This is a genomic window from Micromonospora lutea (assembly GCF_016863535.1).
GTDB classification, from domain to species: domain Bacteria; phylum Actinomycetota; class Actinomycetes; order Mycobacteriales; family Micromonosporaceae; genus Micromonospora; species Micromonospora lutea.
In genome coordinates this window covers 547,239-573,062 of sequence record NZ_BOPB01000009.1, presented here as the reverse complement: position 1 = coordinate 573,062, position 25,824 = coordinate 547,239, and the positions used below count along the sequence as shown (strand labels likewise).

At 72.5% G+C, this 25,824-nt stretch carries 21 protein-coding genes and 1 pseudogene; 5 read left to right on the top strand and 17 right to left on the bottom strand.

Annotated features, from left to right (window positions below; genetic code table 11):
• Positions 1 to 48: 48 nt before the first annotated feature.
• Positions 49 to 1,134, top strand: a complete 1,086-nt coding sequence (locus Vlu01_RS10385) for a J domain-containing protein (protein ID WP_203997012.1) — start codon at positions 49 to 51, stop codon at positions 1,132 to 1,134.
• Between the two features lie 45 nt (positions 1,135 to 1,179).
• Here Vlu01_RS10385 and Vlu01_RS10380 read toward each other — a convergent pair whose 3' ends face one another.
• The 7 genes from Vlu01_RS10380 to gltB form a co-directional block, all read right to left on the bottom strand.
• Positions 1,180 to 1,617 (bottom strand): hypothetical protein, encoded by a 438-nt coding sequence (locus Vlu01_RS10380; protein ID WP_203997010.1) that lies wholly within the window; start codon positions 1,615 to 1,617, stop codon positions 1,180 to 1,182.
• Between the two features lie 35 nt (positions 1,618 to 1,652).
• Complete coding sequence (locus Vlu01_RS10375; protein ID WP_203997009.1) at positions 1,653 to 1,916, bottom strand: DUF6244 family protein; 264 nt, start codon at positions 1,914 to 1,916, stop codon at positions 1,653 to 1,655.
• A 173-nt stretch (positions 1,917 to 2,089) separates the two neighbouring features.
• On the bottom strand, positions 2,090 to 2,947 hold the full coding sequence (locus tag Vlu01_RS10370; RefSeq protein WP_203997008.1) for a hypothetical protein: 858 nt from the start codon (positions 2,945 to 2,947) through the stop codon (positions 2,090 to 2,092).
• A gap of 3 nt (positions 2,948 to 2,950) precedes the next feature.
• Positions 2,951 to 5,635: an FtsK/SpoIIIE domain-containing protein gene (locus Vlu01_RS10365; protein ID WP_203997007.1), complete on the bottom strand. Its 2,685-nt coding sequence runs from the start codon at positions 5,633 to 5,635 to the stop codon at positions 2,951 to 2,953.
• Between the two features lie 159 nt (positions 5,636 to 5,794).
• Positions 5,795 to 6,595 carry an SGNH/GDSL hydrolase family protein gene (locus Vlu01_RS10360; protein ID WP_203997006.1) on the bottom strand — a complete coding sequence of 267 codons (801 nt, stop codon included), beginning with the start codon at positions 6,593 to 6,595 and terminating at the stop codon, positions 5,795 to 5,797.
• Positions 6,596 to 6,786: 191 nt separating this feature from the next.
• Entirely contained in the window at positions 6,787 to 8,289 is a 1,503-nt protein-coding gene (locus Vlu01_RS10355; protein ID WP_203997005.1) for a glutamate synthase subunit beta, read from the bottom strand.
• Entirely contained in the window at positions 8,282 to 13,003 is a 4,722-nt protein-coding gene (gene gltB, locus Vlu01_RS10350) for a glutamate synthase large subunit (protein ID WP_203997004.1), read from the bottom strand. Before gltB ends, Vlu01_RS10355 begins: the two co-directional genes overlap by 8 nt.
• A 147-nt stretch (positions 13,004 to 13,150) precedes the next feature.
• Here gltB and Vlu01_RS10345 point away from each other — a divergent pair, with 147 nt between their 5' ends.
• The gene (locus Vlu01_RS10345; RefSeq protein WP_203997003.1) at positions 13,151 to 14,014 is read left to right on the top strand and encodes a GNAT family N-acetyltransferase; all 864 of its coding nucleotides are present in this window, start codon (positions 13,151 to 13,153) and stop codon (positions 14,012 to 14,014) included.
• Positions 14,015 to 14,080: 66 nt separating this feature from the next.
• Here Vlu01_RS10345 and Vlu01_RS10340 read toward each other — a convergent pair whose 3' ends face one another.
• The 5 genes from Vlu01_RS10340 to trpC all read right to left on the bottom strand — a co-directional run bounded on the left by Vlu01_RS10340 (position 14,081) and on the right by trpC (position 19,403).
• Positions 14,081 to 15,262 carry an FAD-dependent oxidoreductase gene (locus tag Vlu01_RS10340; RefSeq protein WP_203997001.1) on the bottom strand — a complete coding sequence of 394 codons (1,182 nt, stop codon included), beginning with the start codon at positions 15,260 to 15,262 and terminating at the stop codon, positions 14,081 to 14,083.
• Between the two features lie 14 nt (positions 15,263 to 15,276).
• On the bottom strand, positions 15,277 to 16,422 hold the full coding sequence (lgt, locus tag Vlu01_RS10335; RefSeq protein WP_373307344.1) for a prolipoprotein diacylglyceryl transferase: 1,146 nt from the start codon (positions 16,420 to 16,422) through the stop codon (positions 15,277 to 15,279).
• Between the two features lie 79 nt (positions 16,423 to 16,501).
• Entirely contained in the window at positions 16,502 to 17,317 is an 816-nt protein-coding gene (trpA, locus tag Vlu01_RS10330) for a tryptophan synthase subunit alpha (protein ID WP_203996989.1), read from the bottom strand.
• Positions 17,318 to 17,321: 4 nt separating this feature from the next.
• Complete coding sequence (gene trpB, locus Vlu01_RS10325; RefSeq protein ID WP_203996987.1) at positions 17,322 to 18,560, bottom strand: tryptophan synthase subunit beta; 1,239 nt, start codon at positions 18,558 to 18,560, stop codon at positions 17,322 to 17,324.
• Between the two features lie 39 nt (positions 18,561 to 18,599).
• A complete protein-coding gene (gene trpC / locus Vlu01_RS10320) occupies positions 18,600 to 19,403 on the bottom strand; it encodes an indole-3-glycerol phosphate synthase TrpC (protein WP_203997123.1) in 804 nt (267 codons plus the stop codon).
• 441 nt (positions 19,404 to 19,844) lie between these two features.
• On the opposite strand from trpC, the gene Vlu01_RS10315 reads away from it, so the two are divergent.
• Positions 19,845 to 20,096, top strand: coding sequence for a hypothetical protein (locus Vlu01_RS10315; protein WP_203996985.1), 252 nt, complete (start codon positions 19,845 to 19,847; stop codon positions 20,094 to 20,096).
• Positions 20,097 to 20,115: 19 nt separating this feature from the next.
• On the opposite strand, the gene Vlu01_RS10310 is transcribed toward Vlu01_RS10315, so the two are convergent.
• The 5 genes and pseudogenes from Vlu01_RS10310 to Vlu01_RS10295 form a co-directional block, all read right to left on the bottom strand.
• Positions 20,116 to 20,685, bottom strand: coding sequence for a Trp biosynthesis-associated membrane protein (locus Vlu01_RS10310; RefSeq protein ID WP_203996983.1), 570 nt, complete (start codon positions 20,683 to 20,685; stop codon positions 20,116 to 20,118).
• A 55-nt stretch (positions 20,686 to 20,740) separates the two neighbouring features.
• Positions 20,741 to 22,315: an anthranilate synthase component I gene (locus tag Vlu01_RS10305; RefSeq protein ID WP_203996982.1), complete on the bottom strand. Its 1,575-nt coding sequence runs from the start codon at positions 22,313 to 22,315 to the stop codon at positions 20,741 to 20,743.
• A gap of 76 nt (positions 22,316 to 22,391) precedes the next feature.
• Positions 22,392 to 22,820, bottom strand: a complete 429-nt coding sequence (hisI, locus tag Vlu01_RS27535; protein ID WP_239095825.1) for a phosphoribosyl-AMP cyclohydrolase — start codon at positions 22,818 to 22,820, stop codon at positions 22,392 to 22,394.
• 186 nt (positions 22,821 to 23,006) lie between these two features.
• A pseudogene (locus Vlu01_RS27530) lies at positions 23,007 to 23,324 on the bottom strand (phosphoribosyl-AMP cyclohydrolase); the annotation flags it as partial.
• A 495-nt stretch (positions 23,325 to 23,819) separates the two neighbouring features.
• Positions 23,820 to 24,212 (bottom strand): MerR family transcriptional regulator, encoded by a 393-nt coding sequence (locus Vlu01_RS10295; protein ID WP_203996977.1) that lies wholly within the window; start codon positions 24,210 to 24,212, stop codon positions 23,820 to 23,822.
• 108 nt (positions 24,213 to 24,320) lie between these two features.
• Between Vlu01_RS10295 and Vlu01_RS10290 the strand changes: the two genes are divergently transcribed.
• Positions 24,321 to 25,052: an ABC transporter ATP-binding protein gene (locus Vlu01_RS10290; protein WP_203996975.1), complete on the top strand. Its 732-nt coding sequence runs from the start codon at positions 24,321 to 24,323 to the stop codon at positions 25,050 to 25,052.
• Positions 25,052 to 25,807: an ABC transporter permease gene (locus Vlu01_RS10285; RefSeq protein WP_203996973.1), complete on the top strand. Its 756-nt coding sequence runs from the start codon at positions 25,052 to 25,054 to the stop codon at positions 25,805 to 25,807. Before Vlu01_RS10290 ends, Vlu01_RS10285 begins: the two co-directional genes overlap by 1 nt.
• The last annotated feature ends 17 nt before the right edge of the window (positions 25,808 to 25,824 follow it).

The window sequence follows — 25,824 nt, the reverse complement described above, 5'->3', positions numbered from 1 at the left end:
CATCACGGCGACGATCACGTCCAGCACCCCTGAGGATCCGGCGAACAGATGTCCCCTGACGAGCAGGATCCGCACGTGCTCCTCGGCGTCAGCCGGGATGCGTCGCTGGCGCAGATACGGGAGCGCTACCTCATCCTTGTGCAGGTCTGGCACCCGGACAAGCATCAGGCGAGCCCGCAGAATGTGCGGGAAGAAGCGACCCGTCAGATGCAGCACATCAACGCTGCCTACAAGCTGCTCACCGACAGCCGTGAACGTGAGACGCGCGAGCGCCGAGACCGCCAGTCCAATGAACACGATCGCGCGAAGCGCCAGCGGGAAAGCAGGGCGCGCCAGGCAGAGCAACGTGAGGCACGCGAGCGGGAAGCTCGGGAGCGCGAGGCACGTGAACAGCGTGCCCGGGAGCGCGAGGCGCGTGAACAGGAAGCCCGGGAGCGTGCGGCACGCGAACAGGCGGAAGCCGAACGCCTGGCACGTGAACGCGAGGCACGCGAGCGGGAAGCGCGCGAGCACCAGCATCCGAGGGCACGGTGGACGCACCCCCGGTACGACTCCGCGAAACTGTCGGGACCGCTGACCATCCACCCGATAGCTGTCTCATTGACCGATGGCGCGGAGGGTTACACGCTGCTGGCCCGATCGGAAGACAAGGGATCCGTCGTCTTCTTTCCCGGCGCCGACGGCCAACTGCTTCTCTTTCGCTCCGCAGAGGCGTTACAGCGGTACCTGATCGAGTCCGACACCCACGACCTGGCCGACATTCCCGGCTGGGACGACTTCATGAACTCGATCCTCAGAACCGGAATCAGCGCTGACGACGATCGGTCGTTCGACTTCGAACTGATGCTCTACAACATCAGGCGACCACCCACCGACTGGGTTCCTCGGCTCTTCATTCCCAACCGGGATCTCATCTTCGAGATCGCGGAGGCATTCGAACTGGGCCAGGTGCTCATCCTGATGCGTGTGGGTTCGCCGATCGACGTGGTCGATGACCTGTTGCGGGTCGTCGACCGACCACTTGCCGGCTGGGGCGCACGCCGCCAGCTTGGAACCGTTGAGGCGGGATTGGCGAGTGTCGCGTGGCGCCAGGTGCTCCGCTACGTCGAGAACCGCATACGCTGGCTACGTTGAGCACTTACGCGAAGGGGAAGCGGGGTGCCGGCCGGGTCGCCCTCGTCACACGGTTGGGCCGCTGCTGTCAGCACGCACCGACAGAGCGGTTGGCAGGAGCGACTCGGTGAACTCGGGGATCGTCAACACACTGACCGCGACGCCCGGCTCGACAAGCCAGAACGCCTGACCGTCGCCGATTAGGCCGGTACCGTCGCCGTGCGGGAACTCCGCCAGCTGCCACTGGGCGGGGTCGCGCTCGTGATACCCGGCGAGGAAGTCGCGCAACGCGTCGAGGTCGGTCAGCCGGTCCCCGCGCAGCACGTGCACCCGCAGGTCCACCCGAGTGCCGTCGGGCGTCTGCCGCTCCCAGAACCGGCTGGCGAAGCGTACGTCCTCCCACTCGGTGTCGAAGTCCGACACCTCGTCGCCGACATCGGCCGGCACCTGCCCGATGTGGAACCCGTCCAGCGTTCCGCCGTCACGCGTCTCGTCGCCGCTCATGTCACCACCTCGATCGAATCCGGTGTGGTCCAGGATCAGTTGCCCAGCGCGCGTACCTTGGCGATCGTTTCCTGGACGTGCTGCCGGGCTGGCTCGTGCCCCTGGGCGGCCTGGGCTAGCGCCTGCCGGTACGAGTCGATCATGCCGATCAGCGGACCGGCGGCGACGCCCTGCAGGGCCCCGGAGACGAGCTGACGTGCCTCGGCCGCGTCCTGGGCCGCCGCCGCTGTCTTCGCCTTCGCCTCGTCCAGCTTCTGCGCCGCCGCCGTCAGCCTGGCGATCATCTCCGCTGCGCTCACACGCCCTCCCCACCGCACACAGCCTCGTCACCACCGGACACAAGGGAGGCTATCCCACCGCACCGAATGATTCTTGGTGCGTTTCCGCCCCGCCAGGGGCCGATTCGTACCAAGATCGCGCGCGACTCGACGCGTAACGCGCGACTCGACGCGTATCGCGCGGCTCGACGCGGTCAGCGCATGGCTCGGAACAGCAGGAGGTAGCCGCAGTAGGCGAGCGGCACGGCCAGGAAGCAGACCAGGAAGCCCAGGACCGGGTAGCGGGGCGGGGTGGCGGCTCCGACGGCGGGTCGTCCCCAGCGGCCGAGCACCAGCCAGCCGCCGATCATCGCCACTGCGGGCAGGCCGGCACACATCCAGGCGACCAGGGTGCCGAAGCCGACCACCCCGACGCCGGAGGCGAGCACCAATCCCAGCATCAGCAGCACGGCGACGCCCGCGAAACCGAGGTAGACGGCGAGCGCCCGGGCCATCGGGGACCAGGTCGGTAGCAACGCCGGCCGCTGGGCGAGCAGTTCCACCTGCTGCCCGTGCCGGTCGGCCTCGTCGGCCCAGCGCCGGGCCAACTCCAGCTCCGTCGCCGGGTCGACCTCACCCGCGCGCGGGGCCGGCACCCCGGCCTCCGTCGCGCTCACCGCCACCGGCAGCGCCCGGCCCGACTCCCCCACACCCACCTGGGAGTACGCCCCGACATCCGGCCGCCCCGGCGCGGCGGCTGCGCCGCCGTCCGACCCCGTCCCCGGTCCCCACCCGCTGTCCGGGTGGCCGGGCGAACCCGACGGCTCCCCGGGTCGGCCGGCACCGGGCGGCGTGGCACCGGGCGGCACCGGACCGCCGGTCGATGTGACGCCGATGGTGCGGCCGAGATGGTCGAGGCGCTGCCCCTGGGCGGTCAGCCGCCGGTCGAGGTAGTCCACGGCGGCACCCAGATCCCGCTGCCGTTCGGCCGCCGCGGCAGCGCCCTGTTCCCCGGCGCGCTGCTGCGCGGCAAGGTGACGGGCCAGTGCCGCGTACTCGTCGAAGGTGGACACGCCTCACTCCTGCCCGTCGGAGGGGTGATCATCGCGGGCGAACGGCACGATCAGCCGGACCCGCTGGTCGTGCCGGTCCACCAGCAACGCCCGACCGGCGCGGGGAGTGTACGCGAGGTCGTGCACGCCGAGGTGCAGGCCGAGATCCGCGCCGGGCACGTTCAGGGCGACCAGGCAGGCGACGTCGTCGCGGTTCTGGGTACCGCCGAGGTCGTCGGCGAGCCGGCGCAGGCCGCGCCACCAGCCGAGCAGGTGCACCCCGTGGCCGGGCCCCTGACGCAGCAGCACCCGCAGGTCGTCGAGGCCGGAGCGGAACGTGCTGGGGTCACTCTCGCCGAGCAGACCGGCAGCGGCGTCCATCCCGAACACCACCAGGTAGCTGCGGTCCGCCGGCACCGCACCCGCACCGGACGGCACCGCACCCGCACCGGACGGCACCGCACCGGGCCCGACGGAAGCGACGTCCGGAGTCGCCGACCCGGCGTGTGACGCGGTGGAGACGGCGTCCCCGGCAGGGGGTGCCAAGCCGCCGGGCCGGTGCCCGCCGGCCAGGCCGGTGGCGAGGGCGCTGATCCGGTCGCGCAGTGCGGCGGCGTCGAGGCGTTCGACCCGGTGCCCGGCAGCGGACAGCGTGGCGGCGGTGTCGTCGGCCGCCGAGTCGGCGGCGGCCACCAGCGCGGCGAGCAGGAAGGTGGCCTCGCCCGGCTGGTGCTGGCTTGCCAGGCTCAGCGTGGCCGCCCGCACCACCTCGGCCCCCGCGGGTGAAGTGCCGATCACGGCCAGGTGTCGGCCCGGCGCCGTGTCCATGATGAACATGGCGGTGGTGCCGTCCACGTCGACCGTCCGGCCGACCAGGGCCAGCGGACGCCGACCGCCGGGACGCAACCCGGTGAAGGTGGCGTCGTCCTCGACGCGGGCGGTGTCGTAGCCCCGGAACACCGACGGTGGTCGGCCTCCCGCCGGGCGTGCCTGCCAGAGTTCGTGCCGCAGCCGGGTCAACTCGTCGGTCGCGGCGTGCGCGTCGGGGAAGCGGATCACGGTGTTCGCCCCGGGTGCGCCGGCGGCGGTGTTCACCACGGCCGAGCCGACCGGCAGGGTCGCCGCGGCGTCGTTGAGGTGGTCGAGCACTCCCCCGCCGCCGGCCAGTGCCACCCGCAGGGCGAACTGCCCGAAGACCGCCTCGGCGCGGCCGTAGAGCGCCTCGATTCCCGTCGTGCTCTGGCTGGCCAGCACCAGGTGTACGCCGTACGAGCGGCCCTTGCGGGCCAACTCCTCCAGCAGGTCGACCGACTCACGGGCCAGCGGGTCGTTGCCGGCGAGCAGCACGTGGAACTCGTCGATCACGGCGACGATCCGGGGTACCGGGGTGTCGGCGGGCAGGTCGGCCAACTTGGTGACGCCGTGTCGTTTGAGTGCGGTGGCCCGCCGGTGCAGTTCGCGACGCAGTTCACGCAGCACGGCCACGCCGTACTCCCGGTCGCTCTCGATGCCGACGGCGCGGGCGTGCGGCAGCCACGACGGGTCGCGTTCGGTGGGCACGAACTCGGTGAAGCTGACCCCCTCCTTGAAGTCGAGGAGGTAGAGCTGCAACTCGGCCGGCGAGTAGCGGGCCGCCAGACCGTACAGGACGTCGAGGAGGAAGACCGTCTTGCCGGCTCCCGTGCGCCCACCGACCAGCCAGTGCGGGGTGGCGTCGTCGAAGGCCATCGCGAACGGGTCACGTCCGGCGCGGCCCACCACGGTGCGCAGGCCCGCGCGGGCGGAGTCGGCCCACCGCTGCCCGGGTAGCAGGTCCACGAAGCCGAGCGCCTCGCCGCGCCGGGCGGCCTCGCCCAGATGGGCGGCGAGCGCCGCGACGGAGGCTGGTGGCGGGTCGCCGTCGAGGAGCACCGGTGCGGCCAGGCCGCTGCCGTCGGCGCTGAACGGCGCGTCGGGCGGGTCGCCGACCCGGGCGTACCCGTCGGTGAGCCGTAGCAGGGTGGTGGCACCCAGCGGTGGGGCGGACTCGCCCGGCCCGGTCGGTGGCCAGCCGGCGAGCAGCACACAGACGGCGGCGGCCGGACCGGCATGGGTGAGCGCCGCCAGCCGGGCGGCCTCGCGGGGCGAGGAAATGGAGGCCGCGACGACCACCAGCAGGTCCTGATCCGGTCGGTCGGCCTGCCGGGCGGCGCGGGCGTGCCGTTCGGCGGCGTCGAGCAGGGCGGTGACCTCGGCCTCGGTGGTGGCCGGCGAATCGACGATCCCGGCGTCGAGCAGCGGCCGTAGTGGACCGAAGGTGGCCCCGAGGGCGGCGGTGTCCAGCGCCGCGACCCGGACGCCGCCGGGTACGGCGGTGGCCAGCAGCCGCAGCACCAGGGCCCGCAGCAGCCCGGCGACCGCCGGGTGGCGGGCGTCGCCGTCGACCGCCAGGTGGTACCCGGCACCGAGCGGCAGCAGGGCCGGGAAGCCGCCACCGGCGGTCACGGCCTCCCCGATGCGTACCGGAACGGGCCGGCGGGCCAGCGGGGTGCCCGGGGTCGGGGTGGCCAGCGCGGTACCGACCCGGGCCAGTCGGGCCAGCAGGTCGGTGTCGACCAGCGGGGCCGACGGTGCGGTGGCGTTCAGCGCGGTGCGGGCGGATTCGAGGTGGGTGCGTGCCGCCCGGTGCGCGGCGACCGCCTGCTCGTACGCGGACGCGAGCCTGCCCACACCCCTGCCCCTCACCGCCGAGCGCCGTCTGGTCGCAGAAACCCTAACGGACGGCGGCGACACCGGCACAGTCCGAACCGGACGTGTCGGTCGTCGCGTCGTACCGGAGCGGGAGCCGGCGGCCGACGGTCCTTCCCGGACCGTCGGCCGCCCGTGTGGTCAGCCGGTGACCGCGTTGAGCGCCGGCAGGTAGCCGTAGCGGTAGCCGTCGGCGTTCGGGTGGTACGCCTCGATGACCCCGGTGACGTCCCGGATCCACGGCTGGGCACCGCAGACGCCGTGGCCGGCGAAGGTGGGTCGGGTGTCGGCGAAGGTGGCGCCGGCCGCGGCGGCGCGGTCGGCGGTCACGGCGGCGAGGACGTCAGCGGCCTCGTTGAGGATGGTGCGCTTGTAGGTGCTCATGGCCAGCAGTCCGCAGGAGCGGGTCTCGAAGAGCCGTGGGTAGCCGAGCACGATCAGCCGGGCGTTGGGGGCCCGTTCCTTGATGGCGGCGTAGGTGCGGTCCAGTCGCGCCGGCAGCGTGCTGGTGGCGAACGCCTTGGCGGTGTTGACCGCGTTGGTGCAGGTGGAGGTGCTGCCGAAGCGACAGTCGGTCATCACGTCGGCGAAGCCGGCGTCGTTGCCGCCGATGGTGATGGTGACCATGGTGGTGGTGGCGGAGAGCGAGCTCAGTTGGTTGTTCAGCACGTCGGCGGTGACCGCGCCGCCGCAGGCGGGGAAGCGGAAGCTGGCCACGTTGTTGGCGGCGGCCCACAGCGGCGCGTAGGACTTCTGGCTGCGCAGGCAGGTGGACAGGTCGTACGGCCCGGCACCGACACCGGAGGAGTACGAGTCGCCGAGGGCGACGTAGTGGATCGGGGCGGCGGCCTGGGCGACGCCGGGGACGGCCAGCGCGCCGACGGCGGCGGTGAGCAGGGCGACCAGCGCGGTCAGGGCACGGGCCAGCGGACGGTGGGACATGGCGGACCTCCACAGGGGTGGTGGTGGAGCCCGAGAACCGCGCGCGTGGTCAAGGGTTGTTACTGGGCGGTAATGCTATCGAAACCCCTGGATAAAGTGAATAGCCGTTAAGGAACGTCCGTCGAGGCCGAGACGTTAAAAGGGGCCCCCTGCTATACGCCAGGCGTTAACAGGGGGCCCTTCCTTACACCTCAGCGGGCGGTGAGGGGTTGGGCGGCCGGGTGGACCGGGGCCGGGAGGGTGCCGATGCCGTTGAGGTAGGTGTGGATGGCCGCGGCGGCGGCCCGTCCCTCGGCGATCGCCCAGACGATCAGCGACGCGCCCCGGTGCATGTCACCGGCGACGAAGACCCCGTCGGCCTCGGTCTGCCAGTCCGCCCCGGAGTCGACCGCTCCCCGCGCGTTACGGGCCACCCCGAGCTGCGCCAACAAGGGCTGCTCCTCGGTGCCCTCGAAACCGATCGCCAGCAGCACCAGGTCCGCGGGCAGTTCCCGCTCGGTGCCCGGCACCACCGTGACGATCCGCTGGCCGTCGCGCTTCTCCACGGTCACCTCGGCGATCCGCACCGCCCGTACCGCGCCGGTGCCGTCGTCGACGAACTCCTGCACCGCCACCGCGAAGACCCGCTCGCCGCCCTCCTCGTGGGCCGGGTACTCCCGCAGGATCCACGGCCACGTCGGCCACGGGTCGCGGTCCTCGTCCCGGGCCCGGGGCGGCTGCGGGTACAGGTCGAGCTGGTGCACGCCGGCCGCGCCCTGCCGGTGCGCCACGCCGAGGCAGTCCGCCGCGGTGTCGCCACCGCCGATGATGACCACGTGCTTGCCGGCCGCGTCGATCGGCGTGCCGTCGGGCAGGGTGGCGAGTGCGGGCCGGCCCGCACCGGCCGCCGCGACCACCCGGTTGGCGGCCACCAGATGCGCCATCGCCTGGTGCACGCCACGCAGTTGCCGGCCCGGCGTGTCGGTGTCCCGGCCCTGCAACGCGCCGCAGGCCAGCAGCACCGCGTCGTGCTGGGCCCGCAACTGCTCGGCGGTGATGTCGACCCCGACGTTCACCCCGGCGCGGAAGACGACCCCCTCGGCGCGCAGTTGCGCCAGCCGGGCGTCGATGTGCCGCTTCTCCAGCTTGAAGTCCGGGATGCCGTACCGCAGCAGGCCGCCGATCGCGTCGTCACGCTCGTACACGGTCACGGCGTGACCCGCACGGGCCAGTTGCTGCGCGGCGGCGAGCCCGGCCGGCCCGGAGCCGACCACGGCGACCGACCGCCCGGAGGGCGCGGCGGCCGGACGCGGCGTCAGCCCCCGGGCCCCGGCCGCGTCGGCGATCTCCACCTCCACCTGCTTGATGGTCACCGGCTGCTGACCGCCGAGGCCGAGCACGCAGGCGGCCTCGCAGGGTGCCGGACAGAGCCGGCCGGTGAACTCCGGGAAGTTGTTGGTGGCGTGCAACGACTCCACCGCCGCAGCCCAGTTGCCGGTGCGGACCAGATCGTTCCAGTCCGGGATGCGGTTGCCCAGCGGGCATCCGTCGTGGCAGAACGGGACGCCGCAGTCCATGCAGCGGGTGGCCTGCTCACGGATGAGTTCCTCACCAGCGGGTGGGTAGACCTCCCGCCAGTCGCTGATCCGCACCGGCACTGGCCGGCGAGCCGGCAGCTGCCGGCCGTAGCGCAGGAAACCGTTCGGGTCAGGCACGAGCCACCTCCTGGGCGAGGGCCCGCGGCGCGGGCGGGACCGGCGCGGACGAGCCGGCGGCCGGCTGCGCCGGTACCGCCAACGCGCTCATCACCGCGTCGTCGACGTCCTGGCCGGCGGCTTCGGCGGCCCGCATGATCTCCATCACCCGGCGGTAGTCCCGGGGAACCACGGCGGTGAACTCCTCCACCGCCTCCGGCCAACGCTTGAGCAGCTGTTCGGCGACCGCCGAGTCGGTCTCGACGAAGTGCCGCTGCACCAGTTCGTGCAGGCGGGCCCGTTCCGCCTCGCTCGGGGCGGACAGGTCGACCAGTTCGGTGTTGACCCGGCGTCGGTCGAGTTTCCAGACGAACGCGGTGCCGCCGGACATGCCGGCGGCGAAGTTACGGCCGGTCGGGCCGAGCACCACCACCGTGCCACCGGTCATGTACTCGCAGCCGTGGTCGCCCACGCCCTCGACGACCGTGACCGCGCCCGAGTTGCGGACGGCGAACCGCTCCCCCACCCGGCCCCGCAGGAAGACCTCACCGGCGGTGGCGCCGTACAGGATGGTGTTGCCGGCGATGATCTGGTCCTCGGCGCGGCCACCGGCGTCGGCGTCGGCGGACACGAACGGTGCCGCCGCGTCCGGCCGGACGACCAACCGACCACCGGAGAGCCCTTTGCCGACGTAGTCGTTGGCGTCGCCGTGCAGGCGCAGGGTCACCCCACGCGGCAGGAACGCGCCGAAGGACTGCCCGGCGGTGCCGCGCAGGGTGAACTCGATGGTGTCGGCCGGCAGGCCCGCACCGCCGTGGCGACGGGTGACCTCACCGCCGAGCATCGCGCCGACGCTGCGGTGCTCGTTGCGGATGGCCACCTCGGCCCGCACCAGCGGGACCGAGGCGTCCGAGCCGGTGGCCGACAGCGCCGGCTCGGCCAGCGCGATCAGCTCGTTGTCCAGCGCCAGCTCAAGACCGTGATCCTGGGCGCGTACGCCCCGACGGGCCGCGCCCTCGGGCAGCTCCGGCAGGTGCAGCACCCGACCGAGGTCCAGTCCGGTGGCCTTCCAGTGCTCGACCGCCGGTACGACGTCGAGCAGCTCGGTACGCCCGATCGCCTCGTCGATGCTGCGCAGGCCCAGCTCGGCCAGGTAGCCGCGGATCTCCTCGGCGAGGAACAGGAAGAAGTTCTCCACGAACTCGGGCTTGCCGGTGTAACGCTCCCGCAGCACCGGGTTCTGGGTGGCGATGCCGACCGGGCAGGTGTCCAGGTGACAGACGCGCATCATGACGCAGCCGGAGACGATCAGCGGGGCGGTGGCGAAGCCGAACTCCTCGGCCCCGAGCAGCGCCGCGACGATCACGTCGCGGCCGGTCTTGAGCTGCCCGTCGACCTGCACGGTGACCCGGTCACGCAGCTTGTTGAGCAGCAGCGTCTGCTGCGCCTCGGCCAGGCCCAACTCCCAGGGCGTGCCGGCGTGCTTGAGGGAGTTCAGTGGGGACGCGCCGGTGCCCCCGTCGTGGCCGGAGATCAGGATGACGTCGGCCTTGAGCTTGGCCACCCCGGCGGCGACGGTGCCGACACCGACCTCGCTGACCAGCTTCACGTGCACCCGGGCGGTCGGGTTGACGCACTTGAGGTCGTGCACCAGTTGGGCGAGATCCTCGATCGAGTAGATGTCGTGATGCGGCGGCGGCGAGATCAGGCCGACACCGGGGGTGGCGTGCCGGGTACGGGCGATCCACGGCCAGACCTTGTTGCCGGGCAGCTGCCCACCCTCACCGGGCTTGGCCCCCTGCGCCATCTTGATCTGGAGGTCGTCGGCGTTGACCAGGTATTCGCTGGTGACACCGAACCGGCCGCTGGCGATCTGCTTGACGGCGGAACGACGGGCGGGGTCGTGCAGCCGCTCGACGTCCTCCCCGCCCTCGCCGGTGTTGGACTTGCCGCCGAGCCGGTTCATCGCGATGGCGAGGGTCTCGTGTGACTCGGCCGAGATCGACCCGTACGACATGGCGCCGGTGGCGAACCGCTTGACGATCTCGCTGGCCGGCTCCACCTCCTCGATCGGCACCGGCGGCAGTACCCCGTCACGCAGCCGGAACAGCCCGCGTAGCGAGCCCGCCTGGGCGGCCAACTCGTCGACCTTGGCGGTGTACTGCCGGAAGACGTCGTACTGCCGGCTGCGGGTGGCGTGCTGGAGCAGGAACACCGTCTCCGGGTTGAACAGGTGCAGCTCACCCTCGCGACGCCACTGGTACTCGCCGCCCACCGGCAACAGGTCGACCGGCTGGGCGCCGGGGGCCGGCCAGGCCAGCGCGTGCCGGGCGGCCACCTCGCGGTGGATGCCGTCGAGCCCGACGCCGCTGATGGTGCTCGGGGTGCCCCGGAAGTACCGCTCGACCAGTCGGGTGTGCAGCCCGACCGCCTCGAAGACCTGGGCGCCGCAGTACGACGACACCGTCGAGATGCCCATCTTGGACATGATCTTCAGGACGCCCTTGCCGAGCGCCTTGACGTAGTTGCGGATCGCCGTCCTCGGCTCGACGCCGACCAGCGCCCCCGTGGAGATCATGTCCTCGACCGACTCGAAGGCGAGGTACGGGTTGACCGCGGCGGCGCCGTAGCCGATCAGCACGGCCGCGTGGTGCACCTCGCGGCAGTCGCCCGACTCGACGATCAGTGCGACCTGGGTGCGGGTCTGCTCCCGCACCAGGTGCTGGTGCACCGCCGCGGTGAGCAGCAGCGACGGGATCGGGGCCAGGTCGGCGTTGGAGTCACGGTCGGAGAGCACCAGGATCCGTACGCCGTCCTCGATCGCCTCGGAGACGTGCCGGCAGATCTCGGTCAGCCGGGCCTTGATCCCGGCGCCGCCCTCGCGGACGCGGTAGAGCCCGGATACCCGCACCGCCTTGAACCCGGGCAGGTCACCGTCCTCGTCGATACAGAGGATCTTCGCCAGCTCGTCGTTGTCGATCACCGGGTAGGGCAGCACGATCTGCCGACAGCTCGCCGGGCCGGGATCGAGCAGGTTGCCCTCCGGGCCGATGGTGGTGGCCAGGCTGGTCACCAACTCCTCCCGGATGGCGTCCAGCGGAGGATTGGTGACCTGGGCGAAAAGCTGATGAAAGTAGTCGTAGAGCAGTCGTGGCCGAGTGGACAGCGGGGCGATCGGGGTGTCGGTGCCCATCGAGCCGATCGGCTCCACACCGGTCCGCGCCATCGGCGCGAGCAGGATCTTCAGCTCCTCCTCGGTGTAGCCGAAGGTCTGCTGGCGGCGGCGTACCGAGTCGTGGGTGTAGACCACGTGCTCGCGGACCGGCAGGTCGTCCAGCTCGATCAGCCCGGCGTGCAGCCAGTCGGTGTACGGCTGGGCGGCAGCCAGCTCGGTCTTGATCTCGTCGTCGTGCACGATCCGCCCGGCGACGGTGTCGACCAGGAACATCTTTCCCGGCTGGAGCCGGCCCTTGGCCACCACGGTGGCCGGGTCGAGGTCGAGCACGCCCGCCTCGCTGCCCAGCACCACGAGCCCGTCGGTGGTCTGCCACCAGCGGCCGGGACGCAGGCCGTTGCGGTCGAGCACCGCACCGACGATCTCGCCGTCGGTGAAGGCGACCGAGGCCGGGCCGTCCCAGGGCTCCATCAGGCTGGCGTGGAACCGGTAGAAGGCCCGCTTGTCGGCGGCCATGTCCGGGTCGTTCTCCCACGCCTCGGGGATCATCATCAGCACCGCATGCGGCAGGCTGCGCCCGGCCAGGTGCAGCAGTTCGAGGACCTCGTCGAAGTTCGCCGAGTCGGAGGCGGCCGGGGTGCAGATCGGGAAGACCCGGCGGATGTTGCCGGGCAGATCCGGGGTCCGCAGCAGCGCCTCGCGGGCCTGCATCCAGTTCCGGTTGCCCCGGATGGTGTTGATCTCACCGTTGTGGGCGATGAAGCGGTACGGGTGCGCCAGCGGCCAGGACGGGAAGGTGTTGGTGGAGAACCGGGAGTGCACCAGGGCGATCGCGCTGTCCACCCGCTCGTCGGTGAGATCCGGGTAGTACGCGGGTAGCTGGTCCGGGGTGAGCATCCCCTTGTAGACCATGGTCCGGCCGGACAGCGACGGGAAGTAGGCCGGCACCTTCCGCTCGGCGGACTCGCGCTCGGCCTGTTTGCGTACGCAGAAGGCGACCCGCTCCAGCTCGATGCCGCCCAGCGGGGCACCGGCCGGACCGGCGGGGGTGTCGGTCAGCCGCTTCGCGGCGAGGAAGACCTGACGGATGCGGGGCATCGCCGCCAGGGCCGTCTCGCCGAGGTCGCTCGGGTCGACCGGGACGTCCCGCCAGCCGAGCACCTCGGCCCCCTCGACCAGGGCGTACTTCTCGACCACCTGCCGGGCGCGGGCCTCGGCGGCGTCGTCGTCGGGCAGGAACACCAGACCGGTGGCGTACTCGCCGGGCGGGGGCAGCGGGAATTCGACCACCGCGCGCAGAAACGCGTCCGGCACCTGGATCATGATGCCGGCGCCGTCACCGGTGTTCGGTTCGGCGCCCCGGGCACCACGGTGGTCGAGTCGGCACAGCGCACCGAGGCCGTTGGCGACCACCGTGTGCGAGCGCCGGCCGTGCAGGTCCGCCACGAAGGCCACGCCGCACGCGTCATGCTCGTACGCGGGGTCGTGGAGGCCAGCGGGGGACGCTAGCTGGCCTTCTCGCGGCGCCGGCTGGGGGCGGTGAGGGTACGCAAGGGCCACCGGGCCTCCTGTCGTCGCTCAGACTGGAACATGGTCGGGACGACGTCGGCCCTGTATCGGATTATTGAGTCTACGTTAGGGCCCGGCACGCAAGGCCAGTGCGGATCGATCACACCGTCCAGACTCTGGGACCGGTAATCTCGCGGCGTGGATTCCGAGCGTACCGACCTCCTCGACCGGTTGGAACGGTTCTATGACGCGGTGCCCCGGGACGCGGCCCGGGTAGAAGATCACGGCGCTCTGGTGCTCTTCGTCCGGGAAGGCACCGGATGGCCGTTCTACGCGCGACCGAGGCGCGGCGATGCCCGGCCGCCCACCCTCGCCGATGTGACGGCGGTACGGCAACGACAGCGCGAACTCGGCCTGCCCGAGGCCCTCGAATGGGTGCACGACCTCAACCCGGAACTGCTCCCGGTGGCCCGTTCGGCTGGCCTGGCCGTGCTCGAAGCACCACTGATGGTGCTCGACCCGGCTGCCCTGCCCGACCCGGCGACCCTGCTCCACCCGGAGGACGCCGACAGCGTGTCGCTGCGGCTGCTCGACCCGACCGACGAGGACCTGGGTGCCGCGGTGGCCGCCCGGCGGGCGGTGGCGGCGGTCGGATTCGCCGCGCCCGGCACGGGTTGGGGCGAGGCCGGAGTCACCGAGCGCGACGCCGCCATGATCGGTCTGGACGAGGCGGCGGTCGACGAGGAACGGGCGAGCATCGCCAACGGCAGCCGCCTCTCGACCCTGGCCGGCACGCGCACCGAAGGTCCACTGGCCAGCGGGATGGCCATGCGGGTCGACGACGTCGCCGAGATCGCCGGGGTGGCCACCCTGCCCAGCGCCCGCCGTCGCGGACTTGGCGCGGCGGTCACCGCCACCCTGGCCCGCGCCCTGCTCGCGCACGGCACCGACCTGGTCTTCCTCTCCGCCGGTAGCGAGGAGATCGCCCGGGTCTACCTGCGCGCCGGTTTCCACCGCGTCGGCACCGCCTGCGTCGCCACCCCCACCCCGCTGTACCCCTGAGCCACCCACTCCCCCATCGCGTTGATCCGCACGGTGGGAGACGCGACCTTCCTGGTCGACCAGGGTTCAGGCCGGTGGCCGCCACTGGGCGGCGATCGAGGCGGCGGTGCCCAGCAGACGGGGAGTGATGGTGCCGAGGGCGGCGTCGCGGGCACGCAGGGCCAGCCGGCCCCGGGTACGCAGCACCGCGGACATCCGACGGGTCTGCCGGACCACGGCCGCCGCCCGGGGTCGCCGCGCCCGGTCGTACGCCACCACCGCGTCGGGCAGGGTCGACTCGCGCAGCAGCGCGGCGAGCGTCGCGGCGTCCTCGAAGGCGAGGCACGCGCCCTGCCCGAGGTGCGGCGGCATGGCGTGGGCGGCGTCGCCGAGCAGCACCACCCCACCCGGCCCGGCCGGGAAACCGTACGCCCGGGGCAGCGGACGAAGCTCCCGGATCTCCCGCTGCACCAGATCGGCCGGGTCGGTCGCGGCCAGCAGGTCGTCGACCGGCGCGGGCCAGTTGGCGTACCAGCGGCGGAGCAGCGCCAGTTGGGTCTCCGGCGGCTCAGGTCGGGCGGCTCCCGCCGCGGTGGCCATCCAGTAGATGCCGCCACGGCTGGAGGCACCGGAGGAGCCGCGCTCACCCAGCGAGGCGGCCACGAAACGGTAACCGGCGCCGAGGATCTCACCGCCGACCGAATCGGGCAGGCTCGGCGCGCGGTACCAGGGGATCACCGCCCGCCAGGCGGCGCAGCCGGAGCTGACCACCCCCGACTCGGGCGCGAGCTGGCGACGGATCACGCTGTCCGTGCCGTCGGCCGCGATGACCAGGTCCGCCTCGTAGGTGTGCCGGCCGTCGCCGACGGCAGGCCGTTCACCTGCGACGGCACGCACGGTACGCACCGTCACCCCGGTACGCAGCTCGACCCGCTCGCCCAGACCCGCGATCAGCGCGTCGTGCAGATCCTCACGGTGCACCACCACCGGGAGGCGTTCGGCCGGCGTCGGCCGGGGTTGCACCAGCCAGTGCCCGTCCGGGCGGCGTACACCGCCGTCGGGCAGCGCGGTGGCGATGGCGTCCAGCCCGGCGCCGAGGCCCAGGGCGCGCAGCGCCCGAACCCCGTTGGGCCAGAGCACCACGGCGGCCGGCTCCGGGCGGATCCGGTCGGCCCGCTCCAGGAGCGTGACCTGCCAGCCCGAACGGGCGAGGGCACCGGAGACCGCCAGGCCGCCGAGCCCGCCGCCGACCACCACCGCGGTCCGCATGGCGTCCCCTGGCCTCAGCTGTCGCGGTCGGCCGGCCGAGCCGACGTCGAGCCGGCCGCTTCACCGTCGGCGGAGACGTCCTCCGGACCGTCCGCGTCGGTCCCGGTGGCCGCGTCCGGAGCGCTGGCGGTGCTGGCCGGCGTCTCGGGGGTACCCGTCGCGTCGGGCGGCGTCTCGCCGGTGGCCTGCCAGTGCCGGAACTGCTCCTCGCTGACCACCCGGTAGCCCTCGGGGGCGGCCGGTTCGGTGCCGGCACCCTTCGCCGACAGGTCCACCTGCGAGACGTCGGAGGCGGCCGGTGGTGCGGTGACGGCGGCCGGCAGACCGATCGGGATCAGGTACTCCCGGGGCCCGCGTACCCGCAGGAAGTAGATGAGCGCACCGAGGAACACCAGCGCCGCGGTCCAGACGTTGAGCCGTACGCCGAGGATGGTGTTGGCCTCGTCGGTACGCATCATCTCGATCCAGAACCGGCCGGCGGTGTAGCCCATCACGTAGAGGGCGAAGGCCCGGCCACGACCCAGCCGCAGCTTACGGTCGAGGAGCAGCACCAGGGCGGCGACGCCGACGTTCCACAGCAACTCGTAGGCGAACGTCGGGTGGTAAAGCCCCTCCTCCAGGATCGGCTGGCCGGCCTCGTCGCGCAGCGCCTGCCCGCCGTCCATCCGGTGGATCTCCAGCCCCCAGGGCAGGTCGGTCCGGCCGCCGTAGAGCTCGTTGTTGAACCAGTTGCCCAGCCGGCCGATCGCCTGGGCCAGCGGCAGACCCGGTGCCAGCGCGTCGGCGACCACGGTGAGCGGGATGCCCAGTTGCCGGGCCGCGATCCAGGCGCCGACCGCACCACCGGCGACCGCGCCCCAGATGCCCAGCCCGCCCTCGTGGATGAAGAACACCTTGATCGGGTCCCCACCGGTGCCGAAGTACTGCTGCGGCGACGTGATCACGTGGTAGATCCGGGCCCCGATGATGCCCGCCGGCACCGCCCAGACGGCGATGTCGAGCACCGCGCCGGGCGCGACGCCACGCTGGCGCAACCGCCGCTCGGTGACCCAGCAGGCCACCACGATGCCGGCGATGATGCACAGCGCGTACGCCCGGATGGGGATCGGGCCGAGCTGCCACACGGCGTTGCTCGGGCTGGGAATGGCGGCCAGGGGCATCGGCGAGACGAGACTCACGGGTGCACACGCTACCGCTGCGGACCCCTTCGGCGTCACCCCGGTCCGCCCCCGGTACGCCTCAGCGGTCGGGGTGGCGGACGCCTTCGGCGAGTTCCGCGCTCAACGCGCGCAGGGCGGCCAGGCCAGCCGCCTCGTCGGGGGCGTCGAGCAGACAACGGATCAGGGCGCTGCCGACGATCACCGCGTCGGCGTACCCGGCCACCGTGGCAGCCTGCGCCCCGGTGCCCACGCCGAGCCCGACGCCGACCGGCAGGTCGGTGACCTCGCGCAGCCGGGACACCAGCGTCGGCGCCGCCTGCGAGGTCTGTGCCCGGGCACCGGTGACACCCATGATCGCGGTGGCGTAGACGAAGCCCCGGCAGTGCGCGGCGGTCATCGCCAGCCGCTCGTCGGTGGACGAGGGCGCGACCAGGAACGTGCGGTCCAGCCCGTGCGCGTCCGAGGCGGCCAGCCACTCGCCGGCCTCTTCGGGAATCAGGTCGGGCGTGACCAGCCCGGTGCCGCCGGCGGCGGCGAGATCCCGCGCGAACGCGTCCACCCCGTACCGCTCGACCGGGTTCCAGTAGGTCATCGTCACCACCGGCGCGCCGGTGGCCGCCACCGCCTCGATGATCCGCACCGTGTCCCGGGTGCGTACCCCGCCGGCCAGGGCGATCTCGCTGGCGCGCTGGATCACCGGGCCGTCCATCATCGGGTCGGAGTACGGGATCTCCACCTCGATCACGTCGACACCCGCGGAGATCATCGCCTTCATCGCGGCGATGCTGCCCTCGACGGTGGGGTAACCGGCCGGCATGCAGCCCACCAGCAACGCCCGGCCGTCCGCCCGGGCCTTGTCGAACGCCGCCCCGATCCGGCTGGTCCGCTCGCTCATGGCCTCACTCCTTGTCGAGGATGCCGAAGTACTCACCGGCGGTGTGCACGTCCTTGTCGCCCCGACCGGAGAGGTTGACCACGATGGTGGGCGGCCGACCCAGCTCGGCGGTGAGCTTCGGCGCGATGGCCAGGGTGCCGGCCAGGGCGTGTGCGCTCTCGATCGCGGGGATGATCCCCTCGGTCCGGCAGAGCAGCTCGAACGCGGCCATCGCCTCGGCGTCGGTGACCGGTTGGTAGGTGGCCCGGCCGGTGTCGTGCAGCCAGGCGTGCTCCGGGCCCACGCCCGGGTAGTCCAGGCCCGCGGAGATCGAGTGCGATTCCTGCGTCTGGCCGTCGGCGTCCTGGAGGACGAAGGTCCGGGTGCCGTGCAGCACGCCGGTGGAGCCACCGGTGATGCTGGCCGCGTGCCGGCCGGTGTCCATGCCCTCGCCGCCGGCCTCGAAGCCGTATAGCCGCACCTGGGGGTCGTCGGTGAAGGCGTGGAAGATGCCCAGCGCGTTGGAGCCGCCGCCGACGCAGGCGGTCACCGCGTCCGGAAGGCCGCCGGTCAGGTCCAGGCACTGCGCCCGGGCCTCGTCACCGATGCCCCGGACGAAGTCGCGGACCAGCGCCGGGAAGGGGTGCGGCCCGGCGGCGGTACCGATCAGGTAGTGGGTTTCGTCGACGTTGGCGACCCAGTCCCGCATCGCCTCGTTCATCGCGTCCTTGAGCGTGCGCGAACCGGTCGTCACCGGCACGACCGTCGCGCCGAGCATCCGCATCCGGGCCACGTTCAGCGCCTGCCGCTCGGTGTCGACCTGCCCCATGTAGACCACGCACTCCAGGTCGAACAGGGCCGCCGCGGTGGCGGTGGCGACACCGTGCTGACCGGCACCGGTCTCGGCGATCACCCGACGCTTGCCCATCCGCCGGGTCAGCAGCGCCTGACCGAGCACGTTGCGCACCTTGTGCGCGCCGGTGTGGTTGAGGTCCTCCCGCTTGAGCAGCACCCGGGCACCGACCTGGGCGGAGAAGCGGCGGGCCTCGTAGAGCAGCGACGGCGTTCCCGCGTAGTCACGCAACAGTCCGGCGAACTCGTCCCGGAACACCTCGTCGGCCATTGCCGCCTGGTGCGCGTTGGCCAGCTCGTCGAGCGCGGCGACAAGTGCCTCCGGCACGAACCGCCCGCCGAACGTGCCGAAGTGGCCGGCGGCGTCGGGGAACTGCGCCGGCACCTCGGTCTTCGCGGCGTCAGCACTCATCGCGGGTCCTCTCGCTCACGGACGGGTCAGCGGCGCGGCTCAGCGCACCGGGCGGGGCGTCGCCGGGTGGTTGCCGGCGTTGACCAGTTCGGCCACCGCCTCCCGAGGGCTCTTCTGGGTGACCAGTCCCTCACCGACGAGGACGGCGTCGGCACCGGCGGAGGCGTACCGGATCAGGTCGTGCGGGCCACGCACGCCCGACTCGGCGATCTTGACCACGTTGCTCGGCAGACCCGGCGCGATCCGTTCGAACACCGACCGGTCGACCTGAAGGGTACGCAGGTCACGGGCGTTGACCCCGATCACCTGGGCACCGGCCTCCATGGCCCGGTCGGTCTCCTCCTCGTCGTGCACCTCGACCAGCGCGGTCATGCCCAGCGACTCGATCCGCTCCAGCAGGCCGACCAGCACGTTCTGCTCCAGCGCCGCGACGATCAGCAGCACCAGGTCCGCGCCGTGGGCGCGCGCCTCGTGCACCTGGTAGCTGGAGACCACGAAGTCCTTGCGCAGCACCGGGATGTTCACCGCGGCCCGGACGGCGGCGAGGTCGTCCAGTGATCCGCCGAACCAGCGCCCCTCGGTGAGCACGCTGATCGCGCGGGCACCGCCGGCCGCGTACTCGCCGGCCAGGTCCGCCGGGTCGGCTATGTCGGCCAGCTTGCCCTTGGACGGCGAGGCGCGCTTCACCTCGGCGATGACCGCGACGCCGGGCCGACGCAGGGCCGCGTACGCGTCCAACGGCGGCGGCGCGTTTGCGGCCAGTTCACGGATCCGCTCCAGCGGAACCTGTTCCTGCCGCCGGGCCACGTCCTCCCGGACGCCGGCCAGGATCTCGTCGAGCACACTGACGGGTGCCGTCGAACCGGCCTCGTCCCCTTCCGCGTGCGCATACTCAGCAGTCACCAACGGACTCCCCTCTCCGGGTGTCATGGGCCGATGCTAGGGGGCCCCACCTGGACCCGACCGCCGGGGGTATGGCGCTCCTCACGAAATGGGCTGCGGCATAATGGCCGACCTGCGCGCACGGATTGTGACGCTGCGTCACGATACCATCGACGTTCACCCATGTGCGGTGCTGGCCGACAGGTAGATCTCAGGTCGGCGATCCGGCCACGTCGATGTTGTGACCAAGCTCAAGGACCAAGGTCCCTGTGCCGGTCAGGACGGTTGCCGCAGAGTTGACGGTGTAGTCATCAGCACGAAACCGACGTCGAGCAGCATCAGGCTCGGGCACACTCGATGACGCGCCCGCCCCACCGTAACGACGATCTCCCCGGGATGATCATGAGTACCTCCACGCCGCACCAGACCATCGGACTCACCACCATCTCGCGTACCGTCGCGTCGCTCGCCGTCGGCGTCGTCCACACCTTGGAGCGGGCCGTGATCGGCCCGGACCGGATGCGTACCGCGTCCGGCAACGCCTGGGAGGCCATCTGCGCCGACCGGGCCCGAGCCGACCAGCGAGCCGAGTTGGAGCGCCTCGTCGCGGAACTCGCCGCAGCGCGGGCGCGGGCCCGGCAGCCGGTCGGCTGACCGCACCGCGCCGGGCCGCTCACCGGATCGTCGGGTCCTCGCCGCGGTCCAACGCGTCCCACGCCTCGACCGTGCCGCCGCCACCGATCGGGCCACCGGTTCCGGCCGGCCGGGACGGCCGACGGTCGTAGCGGGCGCCCATCGCCGGCCAGCGATGACCGCGCAGCATGGTCAACGAACCGCCGACGGCGATCAGGACCCCGCCGAGCAGGGTGAGCGCCGGCCATTGCCAGGTGACCGGAGCTCCGAGGTCACCGGCGAGGCCGTAGCCTCCACCCGCCGCGACAGCCAGACCGAGCAGGGTCAGCAGCCCGCCGAGCACCCGACGCAGCCGCCCCCGGGTGGCCAGCACCGCGCCGCCGCCGGCCAGCCCGACGAGGGCCAACGCCGGCAGCCACAGCAGCAACTGCCCACCCGTGCGTCCCTCCTCCACCAGCGACAGCGGATCCGGCCGGCCGGCCACGCCGACCACCCAGGTCCGGGTCACCGCCCACAGCGCCAGCCCCGCACCGGCCAGGCAGAGCAGCACGGCGTACGCCAGCTCGCGCCGGCCCGGTGCGCCGCCGCCGGATTCCACCGTCGCGTTCACCCGACCGCTCCTCCCGTCGCCGCAGCGGGTCTGCGCGGTGCCACCGTCCACGCGCTCACCGGGCCGGCCGGAGGGTCTCCGCGGCGGCGATGGCCGCCAGCACCGCAGCAGCCTTGTTCCGGGTCTCCTGGTCCTCAGCGGCCGGATCGGAGTCGGCCACCACGCCAGCGCCGGCCTGCACGTACGCCCGCCCGGCCCGGATCAGCGCGGTCCGGATCGCGATGGCCATGTCGAGATCGCCGGCGAAACCGAAGTACCCCACCGTTCCGCCGTAGAGGCCCCGGCGGACCGGCTCCAACTCCTCGATGATCTCCATTGCACGCACCTTGGGCGCGCCACTGAGCGTGCCCGCCGGAAAGGTCGCGGCGAGCGCATCGAAGGCGGTGCGGTCCGCCCGGAGGGTGCCAACCACGGTCGAGACGATGTGCATCACGTGGCTGTACCGCTCGATGGTGGCGAACTCCGGTACCTCGACGGTGCCGGGCCGGCAGACCCGGCCGAGGTCGTTGCGCCCCAGGTCGACCAGCATCACGTGCTCGGCACGCTCCTTCGGGTCGGCGAGCAGTTCGGCGGCGAGCCGGGCATCGGCCTCCGGGGTCGCGCCGCGCGGTCGGGTGCCGGCGATCGGGTGCAGCAGCGCCCGCCGCTCGCCGTCCACCTCACCGGTCACCTTCAGATGCGCCTCGGGTGACGAGCCGACGATGTCGAAGTCGTCGAAGCGCAGCAGATACATGTAGGGGCTGGGGTTGGTGGTGCGGAGCACCCGGTAGACGTCCAACGGGTCGGCGTCGGTCTCCCGCTCGAACCGCTGGGCGAGCACGATCTGGAAGCACTCGCCGGCCCGGATCGCCTCCTTCGCCGCCTCCACCGCCTTCGGGTACCCGCCCTCCGGGGTGCGGCTGCTCACCTCGCCGGCCGGCGGGCGGGCGACCGTGGCGACCATCGGTGGGATGGGCCGCGACAGCGCCGTGGTCATCGCGTCCAGCCGGCCCACCGCGTGGTGGTAGGCGGCGGCGACCCGCTCGTCGCGGTCCGGCTCGTCCAGCGGCGGCAGGATCGCGTTGGCGACCAGGATCGCCGAGCCGTCGAAGTGGTCGAGCACTACCAGGTCGGTGGCGAGCATCATGCCCAGCTCGGGCAGGCGCAGGTCGTCCTCGGTGAGCGTGGGCAGCCGTTCGAAGCGGCGGATCAGGTCGTAACCGAGATAACCGACCATGCCGCCGGTCAGCGGCGGCGTGCCGTCGTCCGGCGTGCTGGGTGGGCCGGCCAGTGCCGTCACCGTCTCACGCAGCACCTCGACCGGGTCCCCGGTGGTCGGCAGCCCGGCCGGCGGCACGCCGAGCCAGGCCGCGCTGCCGTCGCGCTCGACCAGGGTGGCGCTGCTGCGCACGCCGACGAAGGAGTAGCGGGCCCAGGCCAGCCCGGACGAGCCGACCCCCTGCTCGGCGGACTCCAGCAGGAAGGTCCCGGGGCCACCAGCGAGCTTGCGGTAGACGCCGACCGGAGTCTCCGCGTCGGCGAGCAGCCGGCGGGTCACCGGCACCACCCGCCACCGGGCGGCCAGCTCGGTGAAGGTGGCCGCGTCCGGACTCACCCGTCCGTCGTTGTGCCTGACGATCCGCTCGCTCATGCCGGCACTCCGCTTCGCTCCGCGCCGCCATGAGGCACCACCGCACCGAACCTGATGATTCGCTCGCAACGCTCGCTCATGATGTCACCTCGCCGGTGACGGGGAGTTCGGTGAAGAAGCAGCTGCGCTGCCCGGTGTGGCAGGCCGCGCCGACCTGGTCGACGCTGACCAGCACCGCGTCGCCGTCACAGTCGAGCGCCACGGAGCGGACGTACTGGTGGTGACCGGAGGTGGCGCCCTTGACCCAGTACTCGCGCCGGCTGCGCGACCAGTAGGTGGCCCGGCCGGTGGTCAACGTGCGGTGCAGGGCCTCGTCGTCCATCCAGGCCACCATCAGCACCTCGCCGCTGTCGTGTTGGCGGACCACGGCGGCCACCAGGCCGTCGGGGGTGCGCCGCAGGCGGCCGGCGATCTCCGGGGCGAGCTGCGACGGCCGCTGCGAGCCGCCCGGCGACGCCGGCTGGTCAGGGTGGGCGCCGGTCACCGGCGCGTCAGGTACGGGCACAGTGACCCATTGTCCGGTACGCGGCGCGGGTACCCCAGTGGGCTCCCGGCTGGCGGACGGCGTACCGCCGGCAGACTCCGCCAACTGGTCCACGTAGCGGTCCAGACGCCCGTCGAGCAGGGCCCCGGCAAGATCCGAACCGGCTGCCCGGGCCACCTCGGCGGCGTACGGGCGGATCAGCGGGAGGGTGCCGGTGACCAGGCGGGCCGCCGCCGCCCACAGCTGGCCGATCGAGCCGGGACGCAGGCCGAGGCAGCGCAGCATGTCCTCGCGGTAGCCGGCAGGCGCCACCGGCAGGTCGAGGGCGGCGGCGAAGGCCGACCGGCGGGAGACCACCCGCACGGACGGGTTCGCCAGCCGTAACACCGACGGGCAGAGCCGGGCCAGGTCGGCGGCGGCCAGCCGGGCACCGAGCGGATCCTCGCCGTCCCGGGCCGAGGCAACCTTGCCGAGCGTGGCGATCAGTTCCTCCAACCGTGGCTCGTCCGCCGGCTGGCAGAGCACCGGCAGATCGATGCGGTGCCGCCAGTACGGGTCGGCCCAGAGCAGTCGGGTGGGAGCCGTCACCGGCAGGCCGAACGCCCAGTCGGCCGGCTCCGCGAGCCGGGTCACCCAGGAACGGATGTCCCGGGCCGCGACCGACACGTGGGTCAGTCTGCCGGAGTGCTCCGCGAAGTACGCCCGGCGGGCCGCGTACGGGGCGCCGCCGAGCAACACGTCGACGTCGACGTCGCTGTGCGCGGTGGCGGCCCGACGGGCGTGACTGCCGCGTAGCAGGATGCCCACCACGGGCCGGTCGGCGCTCGCCCGCAACCGTGCGGCCCAGTCGTCGAAGAACCCACTGTCCGGTGACGGAGCGTGATCCACTGCGCCATCGTGCCGCACGTCCGATCAGGGCGCAATGACCGGAGACGGACCTGTCGTCCGATCTGCCGCTCGGTGACCGTGCTATGGACGTTGCTACCGTGGAGGGCGCTTCGTCCGAATTACCATTGACGCTCAGTCGAACTCGCCCAGCTCCGCCCGGCGGTAGTGGTCGATCTTCAAGTCGAGCACCTTGAGATCCTCCTCCAACTCGGCCATCCGGTCCAGCACCCGTACCCGATGCTCCTCGAACAGCGCCCGACGGGCACCGAGCGTGCCGTCGCCCTGCCGGGCCAGCTCGACATAGCGACGCATGTCCCGTACCGGCATGCCGGTACGACGCAGGCGGGTCAGCAGCAGCAACCAGTTGACGTCCTGCGGGGTGTAGCGGCGGCGACCGGCCGAGTCCCGGCCCACCGGGGCAACCAGCCCCTCCTGCTCGTACCACCGCAGCGTGTGGGTGGTCAGGCCAACCTGGCCAGCCGCCTCACTGACGGTGAAGGTCGGCTCCCGCGTACCGATGTTCATCGTTCGAGGGTCCCAGCATCGACCCACCCGGCGCGACCCCGCCTTGCCGCACCGACGGTAATTCACCTACCGTTGATTTCAACGAACGATGAATTGTGGAGGTGGGTGATGGACAACGCGATCGCCGTCCGGGGCCTGGTCGTGAACCGGGGCGGACGGCGGGTACTGCACGGCATCGACGCCACGGTGCCGCGCGGCTCGGTCACCGGTCTGCTCGGGCCCAGCGGCAGCGGCAAGACGACACTCATGCGCGCGGTCGTCGGCGTCCAGGTGATCGCCGCCGGCACGGTGACGGTGCTCGGGGCCTCGGCCGGTTCGCCGCTGCTGCGCCACCGGGTCGGTTACCTGACCCAGGCGCCGAGCGTCTACGCCGACCTGACGGTGCGGGAGAATGCCCGCTACTTCGCCGCGCTGCACGGCCGCGCCCACGCCGAGGCCGACCGCGCGGTGGCCGACGTGGGGCTGGCCTCGGCTGCGGGTCAACTGGTCGGCACCCTCTCCGGAGGGCAGCGCAGCCGCGCGTCGTTGGCCTGCGCGCTGGTCGGCGAACCCGAGCTGATCGTGCTCGACGAGCCCACCGTCGGCCAGGATCCGGTGCTGCGGGCGGAGCTCTGGGCCCGTTTCCACGCCCTCGCGGCGACCGGGACGACCCTGCTGGTGTCGAGCCACGTGATGGACGAGGCCGCCCGGTGCGACCGGTTGCTGCTCATCCGTGAGGGACGGCTCATCGCCGACGACACGCCAGCCGCGATCCGAGCCACCGCCGGGGTCGACGATCTCGACGAGGCGTTTCTGCGACTGATCAAAGCCAGTCAGCCCGACCAGTCCGGGGAGGCGTGATGAACCCGCGCATACTGTCCGCCACCGTCGCACGCATCCTGCGGCAGTTGCGCCACGACCGACGGACCGTCGCCCTGCTGGTGGCCGTGCCCAGCGTGCTGCTCACCCTGGTCTACTACATGTACGTCGACCAGCCCACGCCACCCGGTCAGCCGTCGGCCTTCGACCGGATCGCGCTGGTGATGCTCGGCTTCTTCCCGTTCATCATCATGTTCCTGGTGACCAGCATCGCGATGCTCCGCGAGCGGACCACCGGCACCCTGGAACGGCTGCTCACCACCCCGCTGGCCAGGACGGACCTGCTCTTCGGGTACGGGATCGCGTTCGGGCTGGCCGGCGCGGTGCAGGCCGTCATCGCCTCGGCCGTCGCGTACTGGCTCCTCGGTCTGGAGACGGCCGGCAGCAGTGCCCTGGTCATCATGATCGCCGCGTTGAACGCGGTGCTCGCCGTCGCCCTCGGGCTGCTCTGCAGCGCCTTCGCCCGCACCGAGTTCCAGGCCGTACAGTTCATGCCGGTCGTGGTCGCGCCACAACTGCTGCTCTGCGGGCTGTTCGTGCCTCGCGGCGAGATGGCCGGCTGGTTGCAGGTGATCAGTGACGTGCTACCGCTGTCGTACGCCGTCGAAGCACTGCAGGAGGTCGGCGCGCACACCGAACCGACCGGCACGATGTGGCGCGACGTGGCGATCGTCGCCGCCGCGGCGGTACTGGCGCTGGTGCTCGCCGCGGCCACGCTGCGCCGGCGGAGCGGCTGACGGCATCCTGCCTGCCC